Annotated in this window: 3 protein-coding genes; 2 read left to right on the top strand and 1 reads right to left on the bottom strand. The window is 70.2% G+C overall.

Features of this window, described 5'->3' with window-relative positions; translation table 11 throughout:
• Positions 1-931 (top strand): urocanate hydratase (gene hutU / locus K1Y73_RS08180; protein WP_225027788.1); only part of this gene is annotated, 931 nt, incomplete at its 5' end.
• A 1-nt stretch (position 932) separates the two neighbouring features.
• Complete coding sequence (locus K1Y73_RS08175; protein WP_225027786.1) at positions 933-1,646, top strand: UTRA domain-containing protein; 714 nt, start codon at positions 933-935, stop codon at positions 1,644-1,646.
• Here K1Y73_RS08175 and K1Y73_RS08170 read toward each other — a convergent pair.
• A partial coding sequence (locus K1Y73_RS08170) for a LysR substrate-binding domain-containing protein (protein WP_225027784.1) occupies positions 1,643-2,330 on the bottom strand: 688 nt, incomplete at its 5' end. The two genes, K1Y73_RS08175 and K1Y73_RS08170, sit on opposite strands and share 4 nt — an antisense overlap.

The raw sequence follows: 2,330 nt of genomic DNA, 5'->3' as shown, positions 1-2,330 counted from the left end.
CCGCATGCAGGCGGGCGGGCCGCGCCCCGATATCGTCACCGACCAGACCAGTGCCCATGACCCGCTGCATGGCTACTGCCCCGCCGGCTGGGCGCTGGGCGACTGGAAGGCCAAGCAGGAGACCGACCCGCAGGCGGTGGAACGCGCCGCCCGCGCCTCGATGCGCGATCATGTGGCCGCGATGGTCGGCTTCTGGACTGCGGGCGTGCCGACGCTGGATTATGGCAACAACATCCGCCAGGTCGCGCAGGAGGAAGGGCTGGAGAATGCCTTCGCCTTCCCGGGCTTCGTGCCGGCCTATATCCGGCCGCTGTTCTGCAAGGGGATCGGCCCCTTCCGCTGGTGCGCGCTGTCGGGCGACCCGGAAGACATCTACAAGACCGATGCCGCGATGAAGAAGCTGTTCCCCGAGAATGCGCATCTGCATCGCTGGCTGGACATGGCGCGGGACCGCATCGCCTTTCAGGGCCTGCCGGCGCGGATCTGCTGGATCGGGCTGGGCGACCGGCACCGGGCCGGGCTGATGTTCAACGAAATGGTGGCCTCGGGCGAATTGAAGGCGCCGATCGTGATCGGGCGCGACCATCTGGATGCAGGCTCGGTCGCCAGCCCCAACCGCGAGACGGAAGCGATGAAGGATGGCTCGGATGCGGTGTCGGACTGGCCCTTGCTGAATGCGCTGGTCAACACCGCCTCGGGCGCGACCTGGGTGTCGCTGCATCATGGCGGCGGCGTCGGCATGGGCTTTTCGCAGCATGCCGGCGTGGTGATCGTGGCCGACGGCACGCCCGAAGCCGCGAAACGGCTGGAGCGCGTGTTGTGGAACGACCCGGCCTCGGGCGTCTGGCGCCATGCCGATGCGGGCTATGAAACCGCCGTCGCCTGCGCGAAGGAGCATGGGCTGCGCCTGCCCTCGATCCTGGGGAACTGACTTGGCCGAACCCACGCTGCACGACCGGATCGTCACCGACCTGCGCGAGCGTATCTTGCGCGGCGCCTGGCCGGCCGGGCATCGGATTCCCTTCGAGACCGACCTGGCCGAGGCCTTCGGCGTCTCGCGCATGACGATGAACAAGGCGCTGGGCCAACTGACGCGTGAAGGGTTTCTGGACCGGCGGCGCAAGCTGGGGACGGTGGTGGCCACGCCGCGGATGCAATCGGCGGTGATGGAGATCGCCAATATCGGCGAGGAAATCCGCGGGCTGGGCCAGGATTACGGCTATCGGCTGCTGTCGCGCAGCCTGCGCGTGGCGGGGCCAGACGACCGCAAGGCGCTGCGCCCGGCCGACGAGGCGCCGTTCCGCGTGTTGGCGCTGGAAGCGCTGCATCTGGCCGATGGTCTGCCCTTTTGCCACGAGGCGCGGCTGATCCATCTTGGCGCGGTGCCCCAGGCCGAGACGGCCGATTTCGCTGCCCAGCCGGCCGGGGCCTGGCTGTTGCAGCAAGTGCCCTGGAGTGCGGCCGAACATGTGATCCGCGCCGTGCCGGCCAGTGCCGATCTGGCCGCCGCGCTGCACCTGCGCCCCGGCACGCCCTGCCTGGAAATCGCCCGCCGCACCGAATTCGAAGGCCGGCCGGTCACTTTTGCCCGGCTGACCTATCCGGGCGACCGCCATCAGCTGGTCGCGGGCTTCTCGCCCAGCTAGGCCTGCAGGATCGCCTCGGCCAGCCGCTCGGCTGCCGGGGTCAGGGCCGCGTCGATGCGGCGGATCAGCCCGAAGGCGGGCACGCGAAAGCCCAGGTCGATCGGCAATTCGACAAAGGGCGTGGCCGGGCCCGAGGCGAAATTCTCGGCCACCGGCTGCGCCAGCGGCGCCACCGCGTCCGAGGCCTTCAGCATCGCCAGCGTGAACAGGAAGGACGCCGTCGACACCTGCCGCCGTGGCGCGGGCAGACCCAGCGCGCCCAGCCGGTCCAGCACGGTGCGGGTGATCAGCGCCTCATCCTCGGGCATCACCCATTCATGGGCCAGAACCTCGTCCAGGCTGATCCGCGGCCGCAGCAGCAGCGGATGGCCGCGGCGCACGATCAGCGCCAGCGGCTCGTCGCGGATCGGCTGCATCTGCAGGCTGCGCGCATGCGCCGGATCCAGCAGCCGGCCGATGGCGAAATCCAGCCGTCCCGCCAGCAGCTGGTCGCACAGCGGCGGCGAGGTCGAGACAGTGATTTCGAAGGTCAGGCCCGGATGGCCGGCCCGGATGCGCTGCACCGCCGGCAGCACCCGGTCCAGCGCCGGCCCGGTGACCGAGCCGATCCGCACATGGCCCTCGGTGCCTGTCGCGGCCTCGGTCACCTCGCGCGCGGCATCGGCCAGTTCCAGCGCGATCCGC

The sequence above is a fragment of the Xinfangfangia pollutisoli genome (genome assembly GCF_020179405.1).
Taxonomy (GTDB): Bacteria; Pseudomonadota; Alphaproteobacteria; order Rhodobacterales; family Rhodobacteraceae; genus Pseudogemmobacter; species Pseudogemmobacter pollutisoli.
Note: the sequence above shows the minus strand (reverse complement) of the source record. Positions and strands in the feature narration are given on the sequence as shown.